This window comes from Bacillus sp. BP-3 (genome assembly GCF_028401955.1).
Lineage (GTDB): Bacteria > Bacillota > Bacilli > Bacillales > Bacillaceae_G > Bacillus_A.
This window is the reverse complement of sequence record NZ_JAQOTJ010000017.1, coordinates 59,612-77,850: the sequence shown is the minus strand read 5'-3', so window position 1 is coordinate 77,850 and position 18,239 is coordinate 59,612. Positions and strand designations below refer to the sequence as shown.

Here is an 18,239-nt window from a genome sequence, read left to right as displayed (position 1 = left end):
GTTACCTAAAACCAAGCTTTCTTTAATAATTGTATAGCACAGAGAATGTTTTCTGCTGATAGCCCTCCAAACCCCATCAATACGTAAGATTCCTTTCGTAAATCATTTACTGCATCATATGGAGAAATAGGATATACTTTGACGCCTTTTTCAGCTGCCTTATCAATAAGCTCTTGTTCATTCATCCCGTTATAAACGTGTAATACAATATGAAGACCAGAATCAGAACCTATGATATCTACTAGAGGTCCCATCTCTTTTTGGATGGTCTGTACTAAGAAGTGATGTTTCTTTTTATATACAGTACGAATTCGGTTTAAGTGCCGCTCCCAATATCCTTCTTTCATAAATGTTGCAAACGTAAGTTGCTGTATTTTGGAGACGGTTTGTTTGAAAATGGTTCCATCATGTTCATAGTTTGCTAGTAAAGTTTGCGGAAGAACCATGTAACTCATTCGAAATGAAGGTAAAAATGATTTTGAAAATGTGCCCATATAAATAACACGCCCGTTGGTATCTAACCCTTGTAAGGAAGGAATCGGTTTTCCTATGTAACGAAATTCACCGTCATAATCATCTTCTATAATGTACCCGTTATTGTCGTTAGCCCACTTTAGTAGTTCCATTCGACGGGAAAGTGGCATAATCATTCCATATGGAAATTGATGAGACGGTGTTACATATGCGACATTCGCACCACTTTCATATAAAGAAGAAATGTGAATCCCTTTTTCATCTAGAGAAATTGGCTGTATTTGTAATCCGCAACTTTGCATGACAGCTCTTACGCGGTGGAAGCCGGGATTTTCCATTGCATAAATGTTCTCATAACCAAGTAATTGCAAAAGTAACCAAAGAAGTGGCTGTGTACCCGCTCCAATAATAATTTGTTCTGGAGTAGATTGAACACCGCGTGCTTGATAGAGATAATGAGAAATTTCAGAACGTAGTTGCCATTCACCTTGAGGGTCTTCTTTTGTAAACAAATCATTCTCATATTCTAAGAGACAATTATTTGTGATCTTTTTCCAAGTAGATAATGGAAAGGAAGAGGTATCAATGCTTCCTTGACTGAAATTGAAACGGAAATTCTCCTGAATAGATGTTCTTCTATTTACTATATTTTTATTATTTGTTGTTCGAATCAAATCGTAATCTATACTCGCCGCAAATAAACCACGTCTATGTTTACTCTCTACATATCCTTCAGCTATTAACTGTTGATATGCATATTCCACTGTATTACGGCTTACATTAAGCTGCAAAGATAAATTCCGATGAGATGGCAGGCGGCTACCGGCTTCAATACCTCCTTGTAAGATTTCTTTTTTCATATAGTTATAAATTTGTATGTAAAGAGGTATTTCACTTTTCGAATCTAATGGGATGGTAAGTTCCATTGGTATCAACCTTTCAAACTGCCCCTGTAAAAAAGAAAAAAACTGTCACTTATAAAAGGGGTATGTAATTTTTATAATAACAATCATAAAACATTTTGAATTTTTGATAAAGTGAAACTTTAATCAGTGGGGAGCTTTATCCCCCCTGATTATTAGTTGAACCAATCGGGCTTTTACGGATAGTTGTCCCACACCTATCTTCTTTAGAAAAGCGGAGGCGGCTTGCTCAGAATCGCAGGACGTTGGAGCCCCCGACAGAGAGGTGCTTTTTGCCTCGTCAGAGGGAGCGAAACGGCCGGAGATTCTAGCCGCTAGAGCTGGACAACGCTTCTCTTTGAATCTTAAGGTGGGTGGCTTACTGCCCGTTAAGGCGGGATAAATAGCTGGGGGGAAAGAATATGAATACACATGTACAAAGGGTAAAAACAGAGCAAGAATTTTGTAGAGTGTTACCGGTATTACAACAACTGCGACCTAAACTTACTAGAGAAGAAGCGCTGTCTCTTTTAGAAAGGATGAAAGAAGAAAATTATCGTCTATTTGCTTTGTATAATAATGAAGGGGAAGTAGTGAGTCTAGCAGGAACGGCAATTTGTACAAATTTTTATAATAAGAAACATGTTTTTATATATGATCTTGTTACAGCAGAAGCACATCGTTCAAGAGGATATGGAGAGAAACTACTTTCCTATATTGAGGAGTGGGGCAAAGAAAACGATTGTTCTTGTGTTGTATTAACTTCAGCATTTCCAAGATTAGAAGCCCATCGTTTTTATGAGAGAGAAGGGTATGAGAAGGTGAGTTATTCGTTTTGGAAGGAAATAAAATAAAGCAGGGGGAATCTCCTGCTTTATTTTATACAAAGAGTTGCTTTACAGAGAAGAAGACTGCTTAATAGCAATTGTTTCATGTGTTCCTTTTGTTAGAGTAGAAGTGGGATTTCCGTTGAAATCCCACTTTGTTACGACTTCAGGGGGTAAGAAAAAGTATAGAATGATGTTTGTCGTAATAATGCTACATAACAAAATGAAACCGAATTTATTTTTTATAGAAATTCCTTCTTTCTACATATTTGCAGGAGACCGGTAAGGGTGTTCAGGTTTGTTAGCGAATGTAAAGGACTGCTTATCCTTTTTGTATTGAGATGTTTCTTTTTTTCTTTCAATCTTTTTAATAGAATATTCTTGCTTGGCTAAAGCATCTTGAATTCCTGTTGTCATTAGTTTCAGTATGAGGATAGTTAGAAATAGAGCCACAAGTGTGCTAAAAACAATCCATATAGAAATATTTAGTTCAAAATAGTTGAGACCAATAAGTCCTGCCCAGTCGTTAGATAGTGAAATAAATTTATCTTCTCCAAAATCGGCACTTTTCTTTTGTACCCCTCCGATAAATTGGCTTACCAGTGCAAGATGGGTGATTAACAGAAGAGTTTGGATAATATGCTGCATAAACAATAGGAAGAGACGATCTTTAAGTAATACGCGTAAATGTGTACAAACAATGTGTATGCGGCTTGCTCCCATCAGCTGTGAACTTAAAATATATTCTTGTTTTATAAATTCATCAATTTCAGAAGATACATATGTTGTTATAGTAGGTAAAACAACAAGGACGAGAACGATAGCTTGATAAGAAAGAAGAGAAAAGTTGACTTCGAGTTTACTATCTAAGTTTGAAAAAAACATTTTGTTCATAGGCTGCATTAATAAATATGCAATGAAAACGGTTGGTAAATAATAAAATACTTCTGTGCATGTTTTTATAAAAGATTTTAATCGCGTTACATATAAGCTTAATAACACACCAAGTATTGTGCCAAGTAAGACCCGCAATAGACTAATTCCAATTGCGAATAAAATTGTAAATTTTGCTCCATCTAATATTTGATAGAAGATAGATTCCCCGAAGCGATCCGAACCAAGCGGAGGCATTTGCTTTGGTGAAAATGGTGAAGCGGCAATTAATTCTCCATTCTCATCGTATAACAGTCTCATTGGCTTTAAAGTATCTTCTTTGAAGTAGAAGCCATAAATAAAACTAGCGATGACAAGTACGACAATATATGTTAATCCCAATACAAAACGTTTTGATTTCCAAATAGCCTTCATATAACCTCTCCATTCATTTGTGTTTGCCATCTTTTCATAAAATAAGAACAAATTTGAAACAAAAGGTAAAAAGGCATAACAATCATTAAAAGTACGATAAATGTAATGGATGGTGAAAAATGATTTGTGAAAATAAGGAATTGAATAATGCCTGACATGTGAAACACACATTCTAGTACAAATAAATTAGAAAGTAAAAAGACAAAAATCATTTTTGAATGATGGAATAGGTGAATAAAAATATTTTTAAATAAATGTATACGGATGATATGGCTTGATGAAAGGCCTTTCCCATAGGCAACTTCAACATACGGTTTTATACGCTCTTCCTCTATGTACAATATCATCATTCGGAACATTTGAATTGTAGGGAGTATTGACAAACAAGCAATAGGTAGTATATACGCTTTGTTTTCATTGAATGTCATAATATGTACTGGCAATTCACCTGTTTGACGAAAATACCACATAAAAAACATTTGTATACAGATCATAATCATTACATCAGGGATAGCTTCCAATACGAAAACGGTGCGCTGAATCAAATTTTTAAGCCGTTTTGATGATAAAAAATAAAAATAAGCAATACTTACTGCAACAAATATAGAAAGAAATAGGGTAGCAAATAAAATAGTAAATGAATAACTGTATGGTTCTAATACATTAGGAAACAAGGGAACGGTTTTCAAGTTACCTGTAGGGGCAGGAGTTTGAAAAGTAAGCGACTGTAAAGAGAAAATTTGTTTTCCCATTTTAGTGATGGCCTGTATGAATTGGCTTGGTTGAAATGAAATATTTTTGCTTTCGCTTATAAATAGGGCTGGGATGTTCAATAGAATAAGTAACGAAATGAAAACAGTTAGTAGCTGTATAAAAGATTTCCCTAGTTTTCTTAACATAAAACCCCTCCAAAAGTACATTTTTACAATATTATACAAAATAATCAGCTATTTGTTTTGATTTTTCAGAAAAAATATTATAATAAATAAAACTAGCAAAAATATAATGTTTATCTAGTTCGTGTGCAAGGTTTCAAACAAAGGGAGAAAGCAAATGCATGTCAGGTCAGTGACTTGTATTGGGAGTGATTTAAATGGATTTATATGGCAATTGAAAGGGAAGAAAGCGCTTATAGGAGGATTTTATGAAACAAACGTATTTAAAAGGTGAAAAAGTAGTTGTTCGAATAATAGAAGACGAGGATTTGTACCCGTTATGGCAGGAAGTTTATAAAGAAGAACATCCAGAGTGGAAAAAATGGGATGCACCATATTTTCCGTTCGTAAGACAAGAGTTTGCTGCTTTTCAAGAAGGGCTACATTCTAAATTAATGAAAGACCCATATTCAAAGTTTCTTATTGAAAAAGATGGTGAAATTATAGGGATTGTAACGTATTACTGGGAACATGAGCCGTCACGTTGGTTAGAGATTGGAATTACAATTTACAATCCAGCATATTGGAATGGAGGTTATGGAACAGAAGCTTTACGCATGTATATTGACTTTCTATTCCAGCAAATGACGATTGAAAGGGTTGGTTTGACAACATGGTCAGGAAATAGCCGTATGATGAAAGTAGCTGAGAAACTCGGTATGCAGTTAGAAGGAAGAATGAGAAAATGTCGTTATTATAATGGGGAGTATTATGACTCAATTCGGATGGGAATGATCCGTGAGGAATGGGAAGAAATGAAAACAGGGAAGAGATAAGTCGTTTGTACCAAGTGATTATAACGTTTGATAAATGATTTGTAAGACGTATAAAAAGGAGTAGGAGGAATCTCTATGAATTTTGTGATTCGTGAGATGAAAGAAGAAGATATTCCATCTGTTCAATATGTGGCTAAGACTTCTTGGAACGATACATATAAAGACATTATTCCAGTAGCAGTACAAGAGAAGTTTTTAGAGCATGCTTATTCTTATGGCATGATGAAGCATCGTTTACAACATTCACATTTGTTTGTAGGAGAAGTAGATGGGAATGTTGTTGGGTTTGTCAATTTCTCGCCAATAAAGTATCAAAATGAAGCTGAGTTAGGAGCGATATACTTATTGGCCGCATATCGAGGGAATGGTATCGGAACAGCGTTATTGCGTAAAGGAATTACAATATTAGAAGGTGTTAAGAAGATATATATTAACGTAGAATCAGAGAATAAAATTGGAAAAGCATTTTATACTGCAAAAGGATTTGCAGTGGTAGATGCGTTTGAAGATGACTTTGACGGGCATATGCTGAAAACATTAAGAATGGTATTGCATGTATAGTAGAGGAAGGAAAGTGGTTCTTATGATTCAAAGAGCAACTGAAAGTGATGCGGAAAAGATTTTAACTTATGCGGCTCAGTCTTTATATGAAGGGACAATGAAAACGAGTAAGTTTAGTCAAGAGAAAGTACTAGAAATTACGATGCCTCTTTTAGAAAAAGGCGCATATTACCTTGTAATTAAACAAGATAATATTTTAAAAGGGTGGGTATTGATTGGTAGCAATAAGGATTATTTTTCTGGGGAAGAACTAGGTTTTATTTATGAATTGTATATATTTCCCCCTTATCGTGGGGAAGGTCTTTCAAGACAGCTTATGAGGGCAGCGGTTGATGAACTTGATAAGTTGGGCTACTTAGAAATTCGTTTGAATGTATTTGCAGGGAATTTTGCGAAAGAGTTGTATAAAGAAATGGGGTTTGTTGAAAGACAAATTGTTATGAGTTTGAGACGTGAGAGTAAATAAATAGGGAAGAAAAGTAGAATTTCGCAACAATTAGAGTCAAGAAGGTGAAGAAATGGTAAGAGAAAATGAGTACGTTCAATACTTGGGAAATATTTACCCGAACCTTGACGTGCAGACTGCCTATGTAAATGATATTGGTCAAAATAACGATGTACTAATTGTAAATGAAAATATAGTATTTCGTTTTCCAAAATATAAAGAAGGAATTGCAAAACTCATTGCTGAGACAAAGCTATTAGAGAAAATACAAAGCTATGTTTCGCTTCCCATCCCTTGTCCAAGCTATCAACATTTTCAATCAATGGAGCCAGGGAAAGTATTTTCTGGTTATAACAAAATTAATGGGGAGCCATTTTGGAATACAACATTTTTTCAGCTGTCCGAAGAAGAACAAAGTACAAGTACAGCGCAATTGGTAAATTTTTTAAAAGAGTTGCATAGCATACCAGTTCCTGAAATTAGTTCCATTCTAAAAGGAGATATTGCTGATATATATAGTGAAATAGAAAGTTTATATTTTCAATTGAAAGAGAAATTGTTTTCTTATATGAAAGAAAGTGCAAGGAAAGATGTCTCTCAATCTTTTGAAGCTTATTTAAGTGATAACAGTCATTTTACATTTCAGCCATGTCTTATTCATGGAGATTTTGGGATGACAAATATTTTATATGATGGTGAAAAGAACAGAATCTCAGGGATTATTGACTTTGGCGGGGCCAGTATTGGTGATCCGGCATACGATTTTGCAGGATTATTATCTAGCTATGGAAGTCATTTTTTAGAGAAATTTTCATCGTTGTATCCGAATTTTGACCAAGTGATGGATAGAATGAATTTTTATAAAAGTACGTTTGCTTTGCAAGAAGCATTATTTGGATTAAGGAATAATGATAGAAAAGCATTTGAAAAGGGGATAAAAGATTATATCTAATAAGGGCATACGTAATATAGAAAGTATTACAATGCAGTGGCAATTGGGTTATTACGAGAAGAATAGAATTTACAAATTTCGACTTGTAATAAAAAATTAGGAGATGATGGTGGTGATATTAGAGACAGCGATGCTCCAAGTGAAGCTTGGAATGGAAAATGAATTTGAACATGCCTTTCAAGAGGCTTCTAACATTATTTCTTCTATGAAAGGTTATCGTGGTCATATACTTTATAAATGTATAGAAACCAAGGGGAAATATCTTCTATTAGTGAATTAGGAGACGTTAGAAGATCATACGGAAGGATTTCGAAAATCAAGTGAGTATGAAGAATGGAAAAAGAGATTACACCACTTTTATGAGCCGTTTCCAATTGTAGAGCATTTTCAGTATGTAAAGTGAGAAAGGATTTAACATGAATATAATGAAACTGCCATCAGTAGGAATGAAGATATTCTATGCTGATGGCAGTTTTGTTTTAGCGATACATTGTCCAAGTTCCAATATCTTCAAATCCTAAACGTTTATAAATTCGTCCAGCAGCAGGATTGCTGTAAAATAGACAAAGCGTCCTGCCTTCCGCGATAAAATCTTGAATCATTTTACTTACGATATTGGAAGCGTATCCTTTGCCGCAGTGATTTGGATGTGTGCATACACCTACAACCATAGCAGATAACGAGTTTTCAGCAGATGTGGACGCACATGCAATAATTTCTCCGTTTTTCTCTATGTAATAAGTCCGGCCAGTGTTTGTTTCAATTGCTTGGCGAAGGAGTTTCCCGCTATTGTCTGCCAACGTAAATTCAGTAATTTGTTTTCGTAAATGCATAATGCGATCTACGTCGAAGGTAGTTGCTATTTTTATGTCCTCTTTGCTTGTATCTTTGATTAATTGTTTTGTAGTTGTACATTCACAAAAGTATGTCTGCAGTTTTTTACCAAGATTTAAGTTCGTGAAATTTTCAAACTGCTCGACAACCTCTGATTTTCCAGAGAGTTTAATATGGTCATAGTTAAGAAATTGATTCATGAATGCTTCTGGTTGGAATGAATCCTCAGCATAAGCAATAAAGGAGTCATGGAAACGCAATAGGACAGCGTGTAATTCATTTTCTATCGTAAATTGTCCCCATAATTCTTGAAATTCTTGATTATATCCAAATGCCTCAATATCACCGATTAAGAATAAATTAAATGCAGCTTCTTTTCTTAAGAAAGAAATTACTTGTTTATGATCTTGTTCTGTTAATTTGCGAATCATATTTGCAGCCCCTATTTTTTGTATTTTCTAAATATTAGTACGCATTATTTTAAAAATCAACAAAAAATTTATGTTTAGTTCACAATGTTTAGGAAAAACTAGGAAGGATATGAAAAAGGAGGTTATGAACGGTGGATCATCCAATTCAAGGGCTGATGAAAGCAGCTATGGAAAATTTGAAGGAAATGGTTGATGTAAATACAATTGTCGGTGAGCCTGTTCAAACAGCTGATGGTGGCGTTGTATTAACTGTTTCAAAGGTAGCGTTTGGTTTTGGAGCAGGGGGATCAGATTTTTCCACAAATGATGTACAAAAGGTACAAGGTAACCCTGCATTTGGTGGTGGAAGTGCTGGTGGAGTCTCTATTACACCGGTTGCTTTTCTTGTTGTAAATAAGGATGGCGTAAATATTCTTCATTTACAAAATGCAACACATCTAGCGGAAAAAGTAATTGAACTTGCCCCGCAAACCATTGATAAAATCCAGTCGATATTTCAAAATAATAAAAAGCAAGATCATTTACATCATCCAAAAAATCCAGATGAAATCGTATGAAAAATGCCTGTTTTTAAACAGGCATTTTTTCTTGTAATGGAGATGTAATAAAACTCATAAAAATGTAAATAGTTTTTGAAGTTTTTTCTATATTTCTAAAAATTTTCGTGATAAAATATCCTATAGTATTGAAACATATAAAACGAAGGTGGCTAGGTGCTTTGTCTGGAGGATCTGACCAAATCAAGAATATGATTTACATTAATGGTAATCGTCGCAATCATTGTTTTATCACGTCTGGAATTACGTTTGAGGAGTTTGCAAGTAATATTCCTTCACCGCTTCATCAAATGCTGCTTTTAAAGCATAGTTTTGAATGGACGGATTTTCATTATCATACTTTATTTGAATATGTAGAAGAAGAGAATATGCATAAATTAATTTCAGCAGATGTCGGGGAGTTTGAGGGATTTTGCTGGGTTGATTTTGATGATGTAAATGACTTGGATGAATTGGAGCCAAAAGAAATTGCAGAATTGCTTTATTTGGCACACAAAAAGGAACCACTTGGGAAGCCTTTTTTCCCGCTTCTGAAAAATAGATTTGTTTATCTTTCTCACGATGATGGCTGGTATAATAAAGTATATTACCGAAGAATGCAGGAGTTTGTAGGCATGCTTAGTAAGGTAATTCCTTATAAACTTGGCTCATTTGGAAAAAAACGATTTGCATTCTTTCAAAAATCGAAAATTTATCCAGCAATATCAAAAGAGGTTATTCTTGAACTTCTGCCATTTATGGAAGATGGCTTATACTTAGACTTAGCAGGAAAAATAGAATCAAGACGAGGTTTAGAGATTCCTGTTTATGTCATCGGTTCTTATGAAAGTACGGATGAAGTTTTAGATGGGTTAGAAGATTTGAAAAGTGAAGCTTCTAAAACAGGATGGCTTATCTTTGAGAAGAAAGAACAAGAGTGGCAGTGGATAATGGATTAAGGGAACTTGACGATATGAGTCAAGTTTTCTTTCTTTTTTGGAAAGGAGACAAGATGGAGAAAAATTTTATAATAATAGGGATTAGTAGTATTATACTTGTTGCAATCTTGCTGTTAACATGTCCGAAAGAAGCGGACTTTCAAAAGCATTTAGAAGACAAATATTCAATAGTGTGTAATGAAGTGGATTTTAAGTGTACGCAGAAAAAAGATCAAAAAGAAGAGAAATTCGAGTTTGTTAGTAAGGATGTTCGAAATGGCGTATTTTTTATAAAGGTAGAGCAGACGTTTCAAACAGAAACAGAGAAAAAGAAGACGTACAGCGCTATTGGAGTATTGGGCATGTTTCTCTTTTCCTCTGAAAAGACTTTCTAATCTTGAAGGTCTTTTTTTTGTACCCTCTTTCATATAGTTAAGATAAGACAAGCTTAGGGGGGAGTTATGTTGAATAAGATTTGCATGATTTGCGGGGGAGCAGACTTTTTTTCGTCCACCTTATATGCTCGTACAAAACAAGACTGGGCATATGCACCGAATATGTATCGATTTGAAAAAGTATTTATTGAACAGCGAGATGAGGAGAACTATCCGGTGTTTCAAGAAATTACTGCCTATCATTGTAGTAGCTGCGGTTATGTCATGTTATTTCGTTAATAAACACCAGGCATGTAAGGGATGCAACAATTATTGCATCCCTTACATAAGAGAAAGTATATCTTTCTTATGCTTGAAAGGAAATAGGCAAAGTTTTTTCGTTAGTTGGAAAGAGTTTAAGAGATAAAAAGTTTAGGTCCGCCGTCGGAAAGTTGTTGCTTTGAGTTAAAGCTTTTGGAACAACCTTCTATTTGATCGCTATCCATTCCGCTGTTGAACGCTAGAGAATCTTTAGCACCACCAACTGAAAATTGTTGTTTTGTGTTGGAACTTTCAATTGCAGAGTTTGTGCCACTTGCACTGTATGTGCCACCGCCGCTCGCTACTTGAGTCGCAGAAGAGGTGGATTCAGTTGCACTTTCATCAGTAAGATGAATTTGATTATTAAGAACAATAACAATTTCATTGTCACCGCAACATTGTTTATCTTTTTCATGTGGTTCGAGTTGCTTACCTTCCATACCTTCATTTTTTGCTGTTCCTTCTGCACCAACACTTTCTTGTTGCTCTGTGTTTGATGAATCCAAAGCTGCATTATTTCCTGCCGCACTGCTGCGACCGGCGCCACTCGCAATTTGTGTAGTATTTGGTGCATTGGTAAATTGGTTATTAATTACAACAACAATTTTCGTTTTCTCATATGCTGGTCGTTCAACAGTTGTTTTCTTTCCATCTATTTCGACGGAGACGGCTACTTTTTCATTTTCCAAATTATTAAAGCACTCCTTTTTTTTATTAGTATACGTACTCTTATTCATTTTGAAATGGACAAACTTCTAGCTTTGAAATGAATGGTGAAAAAATAAGTTGTATATGAGAAAAAGGAGTGACAGACTCACTCCTTTTTCTTAGTGTGTATATATTTTGTTTCATAATTTGTATGAAACAAGTGTTTTTTAAAGTGCTGATAAGAAGAACGGATATAATAAACTAAAAAGTAAAGAAAATCCTCCGAATCCAATGGCTGTATATCCGAGTGTTTTTGCTTCGTAATGAACAGCAAGAAGTCCAATTAAAATAGAAAGCGATCCAAGTGTAATGGGATAGAAAGCAATTGAAAATAAAGAGAGAAATAACGCAACGTATCCAACAATTCCACCGATGTCTGTCCGCTCTGCTTCTTTATGAATTTCTTTACGGCGACGTCTAATTGGAAGTCGCTGAGGGGTAATTTCTATCGCATATTCTTCCTGTTTTTCTCCGCTTTTTAGATGATGTGTTCGTTTTTTTCGCAAGGAATATCCCTCTCTTTCGAATTAGGGTATGCTTAGTATTTTTTATTAAATAAGAAAAAATGCTTATTATTTATATACAACCAAAGAAAAAAATGGAGAAACAATTATCTGTTGCTATATTATCCATCTCTTCTTAAGAATAAACAGGAAAAATGCAAAATGGTGTAGAATGCCTTTTACTTAGATGTAAATTGGAAAGGTGGGAGAAGAATGACGAGGTTTAATTGGCATGAAGCAGCGCAGCAAAAATGGGATGATAATGCAGATTTTTGGAATCAAAATAGTCATGAAATGTGGGATAATGGTAGCCGCAGTACAATTATTCCGTTTTTACAAAAATACATACGAAGTGGAGAAACTGTTCTTGATGTAGGGTGTGGGGATGGATATGGTACATACAAACTAAGTAAAGCTGGTTACAAAGCTTGTGGTATTGATTTATCAGAGCAAATGATTGAAAAAGGAAAAAAGCGAGGTGAACATTCTAGTTTATCGTTTATAGTGGGCGATCTTACTTCATTGCCGTTCCAAGATGAGGAGTTTGCATCTGTTTTAGCGGTTAATTCATTAGAATGGACTGAAGCGCCTCTTCAAGCGTTGCAAGAAATAAAACGAGTGTTAGGAAAAGAAGGTTATGCCTGTATTGCTATTTTAGGACCAACTGCAAAACCGCGTGAGAATAGCTATCCACGTTTATATGGAAAAAATGTCATTTGTAACACAATGATGCCATGGGAATTTCAAAAACTTGCACAGGAGCAAGGGTTATATTTGATAGATGGAATGGGAGTATATAAACGAGGAGTAAATGAAAAAATGATTGGGCAACTTCCGCTTGAATTGCAGCAGGCTTTAACGTTTATGTGGGTATTTATGTTCCAAAAGAAGTAACTTTTCTTGCTGAAAATGGGTACTAAATCTGCACTTATGGAAGTTTCGCTTTAAAGTTGGATTATAAGTGCAGAAAATACAAAAAACTGATACAATATTTTTAGAAATAATTAAAGGGGGATTAGGGAATATGACAGCAATAACTACAGTAAAATCTGACATTGAAATTGCGCAAGAAGCAAGCATGAAGAAAATTCAAGAGATTGCAGCGAAATTAAACATTTTAGAAGAAGAATTAGAGCCATATGGTCATTATAAAGGGAAGTTATCTCTTGATGTTTTTAAGCGCTTACAAGACGAAGAAGATGGAAAAGTTGTACTAGTTACAGCAATTAACCCTACTCCAGCAGGGGAAGGAAAATCAACGGTAACAGTTGGTTTAGGACAAGCGTTTAATAAAATCGGTAAAAAAGCAGTGATTGCGCTTCGTGAACCATCTCTTGGACCAACTATGGGATTAAAAGGTGGTGCAGCAGGCGGAGGTTACTCGCAAGTTGTACCAATGGAAGATATTAATCTTCACTTTACAGGTGACATTCATGCGATTACAACTGCAAATAATGCACTTGCAGCATTTATTGACAATCACATTCAACAAGGAAATGATTTGCGCATCGATACGCGTAAAATCGTATGGAAACGTTGTGTAGATTTAAATGATCGTGCGCTTCGTAATGTTGTAATCGGCCTTGGTGGACCAGTACAAGGTGTGCCACGTGAAGACGGATTTGATATTACAGTTGCATCTGAAATCATGGCTGTATTCTGCTTAGCAACAGATGTACAAGACTTAAAAGGACGTTTAGCACGCATTGTTGTTGCTTATAACATGAATAATGAACCAGTAACAGTAAAAGATTTAGGTGTAGAAGGTGCATTAACACTATTATTGAAAGATGCGTTAAAACCAAATTTAGTACAAACGTTAGAAAATACACCAGCAATCATACATGGCGGCCCATTTGCTAACATTGCACACGGCTGTAACAGTGTAATCGCAACGAAAATGGCAGCAAAACTTGGTGATTATGTGATTACGGAATCTGGTTTTGGTGCGGATTTAGGCGCTGAGAAATTTTTAGACATTAAAGCACGTGCAGCAGGAATCAAACCTGAAGCAGTTGTTATTGTTGCAACAATTCGTGCTCTTAAAATGCATGGTGGCGTAGCGAAAGATGGATTAAAAGAAGAGAATGTTGATGCGTTAGCAAAAGGTATGGAAAATTTACAAAAACACGTTGAAACAATTCAAGCATTTGGTGTTCCATTTGTTATTGCAATTAACAAATTCATTACAGATACAGATAAAGAAGTGGCATACTTACAAGAGTGGTGCAATGAGCGCGGCTACGAAGTATCTTTAACGGAAGTATGGGAAAAAGGCGGTCAAGGCGGTGTTGACCTTGCTGAGAAAGTATTAAAAGTAATTGAAAAAGGTGAGAATACATACGCACCTTTATATGATTTAGAGCTTCCATTAGAAGAGAAAATTCGTACAATTGCCCAAAAAGTATACGGTGCAAAAGATATCGAATTTGCGCCAAAAGCTCGCAAACAATTAACGCAATTTGCTGAAGAGGGTTGGGGTAACTTACCAATTTGTATGGCGAAAACACAGTATTCTCTTTCTGATGATCCAACAAAATTAGGACGTCCATCAGACTTTATAGTGACAATTCGAGAATTTAAACCATCTATTGGTGCTGGTTTTATCGTCGCATTAACAGGAACAATGTTAACAATGCCAGGTCTTCCAAAAAAACCAGCTGCTCTGCAAATGGACGTAAATGAAGATGGAAAAGCAGTAGGTTTATTCTAAAAGGTTGTATTTCTTCTCTTTTATCGGTAAACTATACGTACATCATTCGGCGCCTTTCGATGGAAAGGCGCTTGTTTTTTGGAGGAATATATGTTTGATCCAACTGCTTTTGAAAATTTAAAAGTTGTCGTTGAAGGAGCTGTATATGATTTTGATTTACATGCTGATATCATTGTAACGAATCGAAAAGATATAATGGATCTAGCATCACTTAGTCGTACATATACCATTTCGTTTCAGCTTACAGAATATATTGAGCCATTAGTAGAAGCGACGTTTTTATTATCGGTTAATGCAAAGAATTTATCAGGTGAGATATTAGAGGTACCAAATTTTGTTCCTGGTTGTGAAATGAAACTGTTCTTTGAATTTCCTATTAGGCATCCAGAAAAAGATTGCCAAGAAATCGAAGCGTTGCTACAATCCATATGGGGAAAAGAACGAATGATTACGCAGCAAATTTCATACGAATATAATAAGCAAGCGATTTCATATCATAATAAAGTAGATATCTTATTTCAAAAAGTGATTACAGAAGACCATGTTGATGACTTAGTAGCAGTTATTCCTCATATGATAGAAGCGATGCGAATAATACAACAATTTCTTCAAAAATAGAGATAAAGGAGAAAAAGAAATGATAAAAGAGATGCAACCATTTTTGCAACAAGCTTGGGAGAAAGCTGGTTTTAAAGAGTTTACTGAAATTCAAAAGCAAGCTATTCCAACAATTTTAGAAGGACAAGACGTTATTGCTGAATCTCCAACAGGAACAGGTAAAACATTAGCGTATTTATTACCACTTTTACATAAAATTAACCCTGAAGTGAAACAACCTCAAGTGGTTATTTTAGCACCAACACGTGAACTTGTGATGCAAATTCATGAAGAAGTACAAAAGTTTACTGCGGGTACTGAGATTTCAGGTGCATCTTTAATTGGCGGTGCAGATATTAAGCGTCAAGTAGAGAAGTTAAAGAAACATCCGCGAGTAATCGTTGGGTCGCCTGGACGTATTTTAGAACTAATCCGTATGAAGAAATTGAAAATGCATGAGGTGAAAACAATTGTATTTGATGAGTTTGATCAAATTGTAAAACAAAAGATGATCGATGCCGTTTCCGATGTAATTAAATCGACAATGCGTGATCGTCAAGTCGTATTTTTCTCGGCAACAATGACAAAAGATGCAGAAGAAGTAGCGCGTGATTTTGCAGTTCAGCCGCAATTCATTCGTGTGAAACGCACAGACACGAAGAGTCTTGTTGAACATACGTATATCGTTTGTGAACGCCGAGAAAAAAATGATTTTGTTCGTAAAATTATGTATACTGGTGATGTAAAAGCAGTTGCCTTCTTAAACGATCCGTTCCGTTTAGATGAAATTGCTGAGAAGCTGAAATTCCGTAAGATGAAAGCAGCGGCTCTTCATGCGGAAGCAAGCAAACAAGAACGTGAAGCAACAATGCGTGCATTCCGTCAAGGTAAAGTAGAAATTTTATTAGCAACAGACATCGCAGCGCGTGGATTAGATATTGATGACTTAACACACGTTATTCATTTAGAATTGCCAGATACGCTGGATCAATATATTCATCGTTCGGGACGTACAGGTCGTATGGGGAAAGAGGGGACAGTTGTATCCCTTGTAACACCGCAAGAAGAGAAAAAGTTACTTCAATTTGCGAAGAAGCTAGGCATTCAGTTCAATAAGCAAGAAATGTTTAAAGGATCGTTTGTTGATTCGAAGCCGAAAGCGCCAAAGAAAAAGAAACCAGCGTTTAATGGGAAGAAAAAGCCTAGATAAATTGAAAAGCCGTGGCTACGAATATGATGTAGCCATGGCTTTTTTTATCAGAAAATATGCAGCTGCTCTATATAGAACGTACTTTTATAAAGAGAGGTTTCTATATAACCAATAATTTGATTCATTGTAAATACTTGTAGTGGTTCAAATAAATCTTGCTGTGGGTACATCATATCTTCAAAAACTAATGTTTTGAAAGAATGTATGTTTCCTTCTGATACTTCATCAATACATATCAAATTCGCATTCATATTTAAAGTATGAAATAGGCTCTTATCACAATCATAATATTGAAGCAGTTTTCCGTTTAAAAGCTTAAAGTCGTGATGGTATAAAGAAAGAAGATTAGGATCATGCTCTATTCGATTTTTGAGCCAAGGGAGATAGAATCCCTGCAACCATATATCATCAGCAATGAGGTGTGTGTAATATCCTAATATGAAAGGAGAATCTTTGTACGCCTTATATTTATGTAGGAATGCTTCATAATCAATTTTTCTTGTATAATTCTTTACTGTGCCTTTATAAAAGTGCGATATTTCTTTTTCCTCTCGTGAATGGACTGCATCTGCCGCAATTCCTCCGAGTAGGAAAGAGGTTTTGTCTTGAATCTCTAATTTTTTTGCAACCAAATTCGCTACAATTACATGCATAATTCTTGATCCCATGAAAGGTACCTCCGCTTGAAAGAGAATCATGTTATGTTGGCTGAACATTTAATAAAACTTTTCCGGTGCTTTGTCTACTTTCGACCCATTCATGTGCTTTCCCTGCATCCTGAAGTGAAAAACGTTTTCCAATTTTAATTTGTAAATCACCATTTCCTAAAAGTAGAAATATTTGGTCTGCAGTATGCCGAAGTAGATGGGGGCATTTTTTTCGAGTTGTTCCAAAGCTAAAGCCAAGAACAGATCGGCAGCTTGCATGTAAGTCTTTAGTCTGAAATGTTCCGATATCACCGCTTGCATTTCCAAAATGAATAAGGCGTCCATAAAATGCAAGACATTGTAAGCTTTGCTCTGATATGGTACCAGAAATAGAATCTAATATAACGTCTGCACCTTCTCCATTTGTAATCTCATTTACCTTCTGCGCAAAATCTTCTTCCTTATAACAAATAACATGATCTGCTCCGACTTCTAAAGCAATTTTCTTTTTTGCATTACTTCCAACTGTTCCAATGACTTTTCTAGCACCTAAAATTTTAGCGAGTTGAATAGCTGTTGTGCCAATTCCTCCTGCAGCGGCATGGATCAGTACAGTTTCGCCTTGTTGTAACCTTGCAATATTTGCTAGCAGTGTATAACTTGTAAACGAAACAATCGGACAGGCTGCAGCCGTTTCAAAATCAATTTCATCTGGTAATACAAAAGTAAGTTCTTCATTTGCTACAACATATTCGGCGTACGATCCGTTAACTGGAAAAGCAATAACGCGCTGTCCTACCTTAATATTTGTTACGTTAGCCCCAACCTGTTCTACAATTCCAGCAGCATCTATACCAGGTATAAAAGGAAGATTTCCAGTGCCCTTTTTTCCATATCGAGATTTAATATCAGCAAAGTTCACACTTGTTGCGACAACGCGAATTAAAACTTGATTCATGTTAATAGACGGCATAGTTACATCTGTATATTTCATCATATCAGGGCCTCCAAAGGCAGTTACAATAATTGCTTTCATGATATGTCCTCCTAAAGTAGATTCTATAATTTATTTTAAAAGGTCATCATGAATTGGAAAATTATATAATGGTTATGAAGAGTTATAAGAAAACGTTATGAAAAATTTATCCCGCTATTCGTGGACAGTAATACTCCCATCTCAAAATTCAGTAAAAGTAAAGAAGTTAGGTGGGAGATAAACTGCCTGTAAAAGCCCGATTGGTTTAACT

The 18,239-nt window shown here is 35.4% G+C and carries 22 protein-coding genes and 1 pseudogene; 14 read left to right on the top strand and 9 right to left on the bottom strand.

Annotated elements, in window-relative coordinates:
• Nucleotides 1–5: 5 nt before the first annotated feature.
• Nucleotides 6–1,400 carry a MocR-like pyridoxine biosynthesis transcription factor PdxR gene (pdxR, locus tag PLX19_RS21180; protein ID WP_272190819.1) on the bottom strand — a complete coding sequence of 465 codons (1,395 nt, stop codon included), beginning with the start codon at nt 1,398–1,400 and terminating at the stop codon, nt 6–8.
• A gap of 398 nt (nt 1,401–1,798) precedes the next feature.
• Between pdxR and PLX19_RS21175 the strand changes: the two genes are divergently transcribed.
• Nucleotides 1,799–2,230, top strand: coding sequence for a GNAT family N-acetyltransferase (locus tag PLX19_RS21175; RefSeq protein ID WP_272190818.1), 432 nt, complete (start codon nt 1,799–1,801; stop codon nt 2,228–2,230).
• Nucleotides 2,231–2,272: 42 nt separating this feature from the next.
• Here the strand turns inward: PLX19_RS21175 and PLX19_RS21170 are convergent, their stop codons facing one another.
• From PLX19_RS21170 to PLX19_RS21160, 3 genes are read right to left on the bottom strand one after another with little or no spacing between them, the layout of a single operon-like run.
• Entirely contained in the window at nt 2,273–2,425 is a 153-nt protein-coding gene (locus PLX19_RS21170) for a DUF1648 domain-containing protein (RefSeq protein ID WP_442869076.1), read from the bottom strand.
• A gap of 39 nt (nt 2,426–2,464) precedes the next feature.
• Nucleotides 2,465–3,511 (bottom strand): ABC transporter permease subunit, encoded by a 1,047-nt coding sequence (locus PLX19_RS21165; protein ID WP_272190861.1) that lies wholly within the window; start codon nt 3,509–3,511, stop codon nt 2,465–2,467.
• Nucleotides 3,508–4,410, bottom strand: a complete 903-nt coding sequence (locus PLX19_RS21160; protein WP_272190817.1) for an ABC transporter permease subunit — start codon at nt 4,408–4,410, stop codon at nt 3,508–3,510. The genes PLX19_RS21165 and PLX19_RS21160 overlap by 4 nt, the downstream gene beginning before the upstream one ends.
• Before the next feature lie 245 nt (nt 4,411–4,655).
• Here PLX19_RS21160 and PLX19_RS21155 point away from each other — a divergent pair, with 245 nt between their 5' ends.
• The 5 genes and pseudogenes from PLX19_RS21155 (at nt 4,656) to PLX19_RS21135 (ending at nt 7,583) form a co-directional block, all read left to right on the top strand.
• On the top strand, nt 4,656–5,222 hold the full coding sequence (locus PLX19_RS21155; protein WP_272190815.1) for a GNAT family N-acetyltransferase: 567 nt from the start codon (nt 4,656–4,658) through the stop codon (nt 5,220–5,222).
• Between the two features lie 75 nt (nt 5,223–5,297).
• Entirely contained in the window at nt 5,298–5,783 is a 486-nt protein-coding gene (locus tag PLX19_RS21150) for a GNAT family N-acetyltransferase (RefSeq protein ID WP_272190814.1), read from the top strand.
• A 22-nt stretch (nt 5,784–5,805) separates the two neighbouring features.
• The gene (locus PLX19_RS21145) at nt 5,806–6,249 is read left to right on the top strand and encodes a GNAT family N-acetyltransferase (RefSeq protein WP_272190813.1); all 444 of its coding nucleotides are present in this window, start codon (nt 5,806–5,808) and stop codon (nt 6,247–6,249) included.
• Nucleotides 6,250–6,301: 52 nt separating this feature from the next.
• The gene (locus tag PLX19_RS21140) at nt 6,302–7,180 is read left to right on the top strand and encodes a phosphotransferase family protein (protein ID WP_272190812.1); all 879 of its coding nucleotides are present in this window, start codon (nt 6,302–6,304) and stop codon (nt 7,178–7,180) included.
• Nucleotides 7,181–7,292: 112 nt separating this feature from the next.
• Nucleotides 7,293–7,583: pseudogene (locus PLX19_RS21135) on the top strand (antibiotic biosynthesis monooxygenase family protein).
• 76 nt (nt 7,584–7,659) lie between these two features.
• Here PLX19_RS21135 and PLX19_RS21130 read toward each other — a convergent pair.
• Nucleotides 7,660–8,445: a GNAT family N-acetyltransferase gene (locus PLX19_RS21130; protein WP_272190811.1), complete on the bottom strand. Its 786-nt coding sequence runs from the start codon at nt 8,443–8,445 to the stop codon at nt 7,660–7,662.
• A gap of 131 nt (nt 8,446–8,576) precedes the next feature.
• On the opposite strand from PLX19_RS21130, the gene ytfJ reads away from it, so the two are divergent.
• From ytfJ to PLX19_RS21110, 4 genes are all read left to right on the top strand, one after another.
• Nucleotides 8,577–9,002, top strand: a complete 426-nt coding sequence (gene ytfJ / locus PLX19_RS21125) for a GerW family sporulation protein (RefSeq protein WP_272190810.1) — start codon at nt 8,577–8,579, stop codon at nt 9,000–9,002.
• A gap of 161 nt (nt 9,003–9,163) precedes the next feature.
• Complete coding sequence (locus PLX19_RS21120; RefSeq protein WP_272190860.1) at nt 9,164–9,940, top strand: oxalate:formate antiporter; 777 nt, start codon at nt 9,164–9,166, stop codon at nt 9,938–9,940.
• 53 nt (nt 9,941–9,993) lie between these two features.
• On the top strand, nt 9,994–10,314 hold the full coding sequence (locus tag PLX19_RS21115; protein ID WP_272190809.1) for a hypothetical protein: 321 nt from the start codon (nt 9,994–9,996) through the stop codon (nt 10,312–10,314).
• 69 nt (nt 10,315–10,383) lie between these two features.
• Nucleotides 10,384–10,593: a hypothetical protein gene (locus PLX19_RS21110; protein WP_272190808.1), complete on the top strand. Its 210-nt coding sequence runs from the start codon at nt 10,384–10,386 to the stop codon at nt 10,591–10,593.
• A 116-nt stretch (nt 10,594–10,709) separates the two neighbouring features.
• Here the strand turns inward: PLX19_RS21110 and PLX19_RS21105 are convergent, their stop codons facing one another.
• Nucleotides 10,710–11,351 (bottom strand): hypothetical protein, encoded by a 642-nt coding sequence (locus tag PLX19_RS21105; RefSeq protein WP_272190806.1) that lies wholly within the window; start codon nt 11,349–11,351, stop codon nt 10,710–10,712.
• A 138-nt stretch (nt 11,352–11,489) separates the two neighbouring features.
• Nucleotides 11,490–11,828, bottom strand: coding sequence for a permease (locus PLX19_RS21100; protein ID WP_272190805.1), 339 nt, complete (start codon nt 11,826–11,828; stop codon nt 11,490–11,492).
• Between the two features lie 210 nt (nt 11,829–12,038).
• Between PLX19_RS21100 and PLX19_RS21095 the strand changes: the two genes are divergently transcribed.
• The 4 genes from PLX19_RS21095 (at nt 12,039) to PLX19_RS21080 (ending at nt 16,345) form a co-directional block, all read left to right on the top strand.
• The gene (locus tag PLX19_RS21095; RefSeq protein ID WP_272190803.1) at nt 12,039–12,719 is read left to right on the top strand and encodes a class I SAM-dependent methyltransferase; all 681 of its coding nucleotides are present in this window, start codon (nt 12,039–12,041) and stop codon (nt 12,717–12,719) included.
• A 130-nt stretch (nt 12,720–12,849) separates the two neighbouring features.
• Entirely contained in the window at nt 12,850–14,538 is a 1,689-nt protein-coding gene (locus PLX19_RS21090) for a formate--tetrahydrofolate ligase (RefSeq protein WP_334313772.1), read from the top strand.
• Between the two features lie 90 nt (nt 14,539–14,628).
• A complete protein-coding gene (locus PLX19_RS21085) occupies nt 14,629–15,156 on the top strand; it encodes a hypothetical protein (RefSeq protein WP_272190800.1) in 528 nt (175 codons plus the stop codon).
• Nucleotides 15,157–15,175: 19 nt separating this feature from the next.
• Nucleotides 15,176–16,345, top strand: coding sequence for a DEAD/DEAH box helicase (locus tag PLX19_RS21080; protein WP_272190798.1), 1,170 nt, complete (start codon nt 15,176–15,178; stop codon nt 16,343–16,345).
• A gap of 47 nt (nt 16,346–16,392) precedes the next feature.
• Here PLX19_RS21080 and PLX19_RS21075 read toward each other — a convergent pair whose 3' ends face one another.
• Nucleotides 16,393–17,013, bottom strand: coding sequence for a hydrolase (locus PLX19_RS21075; protein WP_272190796.1), 621 nt, complete (start codon nt 17,011–17,013; stop codon nt 16,393–16,395).
• Nucleotides 17,014–17,044: 31 nt separating this feature from the next.
• Nucleotides 17,045–18,028, bottom strand: a complete 984-nt coding sequence (locus PLX19_RS21070; protein WP_272190793.1) for a quinone oxidoreductase family protein — start codon at nt 18,026–18,028, stop codon at nt 17,045–17,047.
• Nucleotides 18,029–18,239 lie beyond the last annotated feature (211 nt).

Coding starts and splice junctions, on each gene's coding strand:
- PLX19_RS21160 (WP_272190817.1), bottom strand. CDS start 4,410: ATGTTAAGAAAACTAGGGAAATCTTTTATACAGCTACTAACTGTTTTC.
- PLX19_RS21095 (WP_272190803.1), top strand. CDS start 12,039: ATGACGAGGTTTAATTGGCATGAAGCAGCGCAGCAAAAATGGGATGAT.
- PLX19_RS21070 (WP_272190793.1), bottom strand. CDS start 18,028: ATGAAAGCAATTATTGTAACTGCCTTTGGAGGCCCTGATATGATGAAA.
- pdxR (WP_272190819.1), bottom strand. CDS start 1,400: ATGGAACTTACCATCCCATTAGATTCGAAAAGTGAAATACCTCTTTAC.
- PLX19_RS21155 (WP_272190815.1), top strand. CDS start 4,656: ATGAAACAAACGTATTTAAAAGGTGAAAAAGTAGTTGTTCGAATAATA.
- PLX19_RS21105 (WP_272190806.1), bottom strand. CDS start 11,351: ATGAATAAGAGTACGTATACTAATAAAAAAAAGGAGTGCTTTAATAAT.
- PLX19_RS21165 (WP_272190861.1), bottom strand. CDS start 3,511: ATGAAGGCTATTTGGAAATCAAAACGTTTTGTATTGGGATTAACATAT.
- PLX19_RS21090 (WP_334313772.1), top strand. CDS start 12,850: ATGACAGCAATAACTACAGTAAAATCTGACATTGAAATTGCGCAAGAA.
- PLX19_RS21150 (WP_272190814.1), top strand. CDS start 5,298: ATGAATTTTGTGATTCGTGAGATGAAAGAAGAAGATATTCCATCTGTT.
- PLX19_RS21080 (WP_272190798.1), top strand. CDS start 15,176: ATGATAAAAGAGATGCAACCATTTTTGCAACAAGCTTGGGAGAAAGCT.
- PLX19_RS21130 (WP_272190811.1), bottom strand. CDS start 8,445: ATGATTCGCAAATTAACAGAACAAGATCATAAACAAGTAATTTCTTTC.
- PLX19_RS21175 (WP_272190818.1), top strand. CDS start 1,799: ATGAATACACATGTACAAAGGGTAAAAACAGAGCAAGAATTTTGTAGA.
- PLX19_RS21075 (WP_272190796.1), bottom strand. CDS start 17,013: ATGGGATCAAGAATTATGCATGTAATTGTAGCGAATTTGGTTGCAAAA.
- PLX19_RS21140 (WP_272190812.1), top strand. CDS start 6,302: ATGGTAAGAGAAAATGAGTACGTTCAATACTTGGGAAATATTTACCCG.
- PLX19_RS21145 (WP_272190813.1), top strand. CDS start 5,806: ATGATTCAAAGAGCAACTGAAAGTGATGCGGAAAAGATTTTAACTTAT.
- PLX19_RS21085 (WP_272190800.1), top strand. CDS start 14,629: ATGTTTGATCCAACTGCTTTTGAAAATTTAAAAGTTGTCGTTGAAGGA.
- PLX19_RS21115 (WP_272190809.1), top strand. CDS start 9,994: ATGGAGAAAAATTTTATAATAATAGGGATTAGTAGTATTATACTTGTT.